This window comes from Hymenobacter agri (genome assembly GCF_054778495.1).
This window is the reverse complement of sequence record NZ_BAAGZM010000379.1, coordinates 1-4188: the sequence shown is the minus strand read 5'-3', so window position 1 is coordinate 4188 and position 4188 is coordinate 1. Positions and strand designations below refer to the sequence as shown.

Here is a 4188-nt window from a genome sequence, read left to right as displayed (position 1 = left end):
ACCCTTGTAGCCGCCACCGTAGCCGCCTTCACGACGCTCGCCGCCGTTGAAGGGACGACGCTCGCGGTCGCCACCGAAGCCGCCCGGGCCACCGCCCGTGCGGTTGAAGCCTTCTTCTTTCGCGGCGGCATCCTGTACCGGCGTAGCGATGCTGAAGCTAACCGGCGTGCCCTGAATGCTGGTACGGCCGAGTTTCTCTACAATCTCATTGGCAAATTCCGACGGTACTTCCACGAAGCTGAACTTGTCGTAGAGGGCGATGTCGCCCACTTTGGCACCGGTCAGGTTGCTCGATTCCGAAATCAAATCCACGATGTCGCGGGGATGAATCCGGTCTTTCTTGCCCATGGTCACGAACAGGCGGGTGTAGCCGGGGCGGGCCTGGCCGGCCGCCTTGCTGGCGTCGAGGCTCTGCTGAGCACTCTTATCCTCCTTCATGGTCATTTTCAGCAGGGCGGCGGCGATGTCGAGCGAGGTGATTTCGTCGCCCTGGTCGAGCAGGCGCTGCACGCGGCCCACGTATTTCTCCAGGTTGCCCTTCTCCACGATTTCCTTAATCTGGTTCAGGAACAGCGTGGTTTTTACTTCCGATACGTCGGCGAACGACGGCACCTGGGCCAGCTTGATGTCGGCCTTGGTGAAACGCATGATGTCGCGCAGCTTGTAGATGTCGCGGCCGCTCACAAACGTGAAGGCTTTGCCACTCTTGCCGGCGCGGCCAGTACGGCCAATGCGGTGCACGTAGTATTCCTCGTCGGCCGGTAGGTCGTAGTTGAATACGGCCTCCACGTTGTCCACGTCGATGCCGCGGGCGGCTACGTCGGTAGCTACCAGCACTTCGAGCGTGCCTTTGCGAAATTTATCGAGCGTGTTCTGGCGCTGCTGCTGGCCCATGTCGCCGTGCAGGCCTTCGGCAAAATAGCCCTTAGCTTGCAGGTCGGCCACGATTTCGTCCACCATGCGCTTGGTGTTGGCGAAAACGAAGGTCGACTTCAGGTTGTACATGTCGAGCACACGGGTCAGCACGTCCTTCTTCTGGGGGCCACGCACCTCAAAGTAGCTCTGCTCGATGTTGTTCACCGTCATGGCCTTGTGGTTCACCTTCACAATCTGCGGCTCGCGCTGATATTTCTTGGTGAGCTCCATGATGGGCTTGCTCATCGTGGCCGAGAAGAACACCGTCTGGCGGTCTTCGGGCATCTTGCTGAGCACGTATTCAATGTCCTCGCGGAAGCCCATGTCGAGCATTTCGTCGGCTTCGTCGAGGATGATTTTCGTGGTTTTATCGAGGCGCAGAGTGCCGCGCTCGATGTGGTCCATCACCCGGCCGGGGGTACCGATAACAATCTGCACGCCACGCTCCAGGGCGCGGAGCTGACGGTCATAGGGGCTGCCACCGTAGATGGGCACTACCATCAGGCCGCGCTTGTACTTGCCCAGCTTCTGAATTTCGCCCGAAACCTGCACCGCGAGTTCGCGAGTGGGGCAGAGCACCAATACCTGCACGTCTTTGCTCTCGGTATCGATGTTGTCGATGGCGGGAATGGAGAAGGCAGCGGTTTTGCCGGTACCCGTCTGGGCCTGGCCGATAACGTCTTTGCCGGCAAGCAGCACGGGAATAGCAGCAGCCTGAATGGCCGAAGCTTCCTCGTAGCCCATCTCGGTGATGGCGCGTTGTACTTCCTCGGAGAGGTTCAGTTCGTCAAAGCGAACCACAATTTTTTCAGCTTCCATGAATGTGGAGTTGATAAGGGGGAAAAGAGACTTAGCTCTGAAAACAGCCGTACTCAGCGACGTTTCCCCACCTTCTACCTGGTCACATTCAGGCGGGAAAAAACAACCAAAAAACTACGCGGCCAATGCGTTAGCGCCACTCTCGGGCTTGCGCGGACTTGGGCCGTCCTCAAATGCGGGTGCAAAGGTAGGATTTTTATTTTGAAAAAGCTAATCATTTTCAAAATCAGGGCAACCGGGACGGTGGATGGCACGTAATGGCGCGCCCGCTTCCCCTGTCATTCTAAGCGGAGCGAAGGACCTTTTTACGCCTGCTGTGGTTGATTAATGTGAACCATTCTGCGGTGATGAGGTCCTTAGCTCCGTTCAGGATGAAGGGCGAAACCCGAAATGTCGGGCACAAAAAAAAGCCCACCAAAGGCGGGCTTTCTTCATTGAAAACTATTGCTGAATTAAATCAGCGATACTTTTACAGCGTTCGGGCCTTTTTTGCCCTGAGCTACTTCGTATTGCACGTGGTCGTTTTCACGAATCGAGCTAACCTGCAGGTCGCTGATGTGAACGAAGATGTCTTCGCCAGTTTCGTCGTTTTTAATGAAACCGAAGCCTTTGGTGTCATTAAAGAATTTTACCTTTCCGGTGGGCATGGTGGTTGGTTGTGGAATTTCCCTAAGCTTTTGGGCCACCGTGGCTTGATGTCTTAGGTTGCGTCAAAGATAGGCAAGATTTCCAATTCAGCAAGTCGACAGGTATTTTTTTCGATGCGTGCCGACCTTTGCCCGCTCACCCTCCACCTATAGAGTATGCCCGCCGCGCCCGCCCACGCCTTCTCCCATGAATTTCAGGTGCCTGCCAGCGCCATTGATGCGCTGGGGCACGCCAACAACGTAGAATACGTGCGCTGGGTGCAGGACGTGGCGGGCGCGCACTGGCTGAGCATTTGCCCGGCCGAGCTGCGCGAGCAGATAATTTGGGTGGTGCGCGAGCACCGGATTCGCTACCTGCAGTCGGCCTTCGCCGGTGAGACGCTGCGGGCCAGCACCTGGGTGGGCGAAACCAGCGGGGCCACGTCGCTGCGCTACACCCGACTCACTCGCGCGGCCGATGGCGTGCTGCTGTGTGAGGCGGAAACGACCTGGGTGCTGCTCGACCCCAAGAGCGGCCGGCCGGTGCGCGTGACGGCAGAGATGGTGGGGTGGCTGACGAAAGAATAATTTCAGCAAAAGCAAATTAACCTTAGTTACTATTAAAACTGATAAACGAGGAAATCATGCCCAACAATTCTCGTCAAAATAAGTGTTTACAAATTGACATCATTAACGGCTACAAACTAGGATTCAGCTACGCCGTTTGGTTAGAATCTAGAGGTCCTGAAATGTCATTTAAACTTTTTGAGACTATTGTTTCTGACAAATCATTAATGAGTCAGCACAATGACGAATATGAAGCGGTAGTCAATACAGAATTGAATCAAGACCAGTCTGATTTAGGCGTAGCTAAAAAAAGCAAGAAACGTCGCAAAAAGAATAAGCAGATTAATGACGCAGAAGAAATTCCGGTTACAAATAAGACTGTAGTAAAGTATAAACCTGCATCGAGAATAATATCATCTGGAGCAAGATTTTGCAACGAGTGTGGAAGACATCATCAAGGCAATGTTTGCTATTGACAAGAATATCACTGCTCCAATTATTTTCCGATTAGCGAATCAAACAAAACACTAATGCCTCCCTCCTTCCGCATCTACTCCTCTTCGGCCGGCTCGGGGAAGACGTACCAATTAACGAAAGAATACCTGCTGCTGGCGCTGGGCGCCGACGACCCGGCGTATTTCAAGCGGGTGCTGGCCATTACATTTACCAACGACGCGGCGGGGGAAATGAAGCACCGCATTGTGGATGCGCTGCGGAATTTTGCCTACCCGGCGGCGGGCAAGCCGGATGCGCTGCTGGCCGACCTTGCGGCCGAGCTGCAGCTGCCGGAAACGGAGGTGCGGCGGCGGGCGGCCGAGACGTTTCGGCTAGTGCTGTACCACTACGCCGATTTTGGGGTGAGCACGATTGACTCGTTTGTGCAACGGATTGTGACGGCGTTTACCCGGGAACTGGGCTTGCCGGCCACGTTTGAGGTGGAGCTCGATACGGATGCGGTGCTGCAAAGCGCCGTGGCGGCGCTGCTGGATAAGGTGAACCGCGACCCGAACAGCAAGCTGCTGTCGCAGACGCTGGCGGAGTATGCGCTGGGGCAGGCCGACGAGGGCAAGAGCTGGAGCCGGCTGCCGGAGGAGCTGGCGGGCTTCGGCAAGGTGCTGTTTAATGAGACGGTGCAGGAGGCGGTGGCGCAGCTTGACCGGCTGAGCCTGGCCGATTTCCGGCGGCTGGACAAGGAGATTCGGGCGCGGCGGACGGCACTGGAGGCGGAGGCGCAGCGGCTGGGACGGCAGGCCACCGAGGC

The 4188-nt window shown here is 56.3% G+C and carries 5 protein-coding genes; 3 read left to right on the top strand and 2 right to left on the bottom strand.

Features of this window, described 5'->3' with window-relative positions:
• Both ACYVDE_RS16055 and ACYVDE_RS16050 read right to left on the bottom strand, forming a co-directional pair.
• A partial coding sequence (locus tag ACYVDE_RS16055; protein ID WP_460502558.1) for a DEAD/DEAH box helicase occupies positions 1-1734 on the bottom strand: 1734 nt, incomplete at its 3' end.
• Positions 1735-2186: 452 nt separating this feature from the next.
• On the bottom strand, positions 2187-2381 hold the full coding sequence (locus ACYVDE_RS16050) for a cold-shock protein (RefSeq protein ID WP_196284764.1): 195 nt from the start codon (positions 2379-2381) through the stop codon (positions 2187-2189).
• A gap of 156 nt (positions 2382-2537) precedes the next feature.
• Between ACYVDE_RS16050 and ACYVDE_RS16045 the strand changes: the two genes are divergently transcribed.
• From ACYVDE_RS16045 to ACYVDE_RS16035, 3 genes are all read left to right on the top strand, one after another.
• Positions 2538-2948 (top strand): acyl-CoA thioesterase, encoded by a 411-nt coding sequence (locus tag ACYVDE_RS16045; protein WP_460502557.1) that lies wholly within the window; start codon positions 2538-2540, stop codon positions 2946-2948.
• Positions 2949-3004: 56 nt separating this feature from the next.
• Positions 3005-3403 carry a hypothetical protein gene (locus ACYVDE_RS16040; protein WP_460502556.1) on the top strand — a complete coding sequence of 133 codons (399 nt, stop codon included), beginning with the start codon at positions 3005-3007 and terminating at the stop codon, positions 3401-3403.
• Positions 3404-3457: 54 nt separating this feature from the next.
• Positions 3458-4188, top strand: a 731-nt coding sequence (locus tag ACYVDE_RS16035; RefSeq protein ID WP_460502555.1) for a UvrD-helicase domain-containing protein, incomplete at its 3' end; no start/stop codon positions are given.

Bases quoted from the DNA above. Each gene is read 5' to 3' on its own strand.
- ACYVDE_RS16050 (WP_196284764.1), bottom strand. From the start codon at position 2,381: ATGCCCACCGGAAAGGTAAAATTCTTTAATGACACCAAAGGCTTCGGT.
- ACYVDE_RS16045 (WP_460502557.1), top strand. From the start codon at position 2,538: ATGCCCGCCGCGCCCGCCCACGCCTTCTCCCATGAATTTCAGGTGCCT.
- ACYVDE_RS16040 (WP_460502556.1), top strand. From the start codon at position 3,005: ATGCCCAACAATTCTCGTCAAAATAAGTGTTTACAAATTGACATCATT.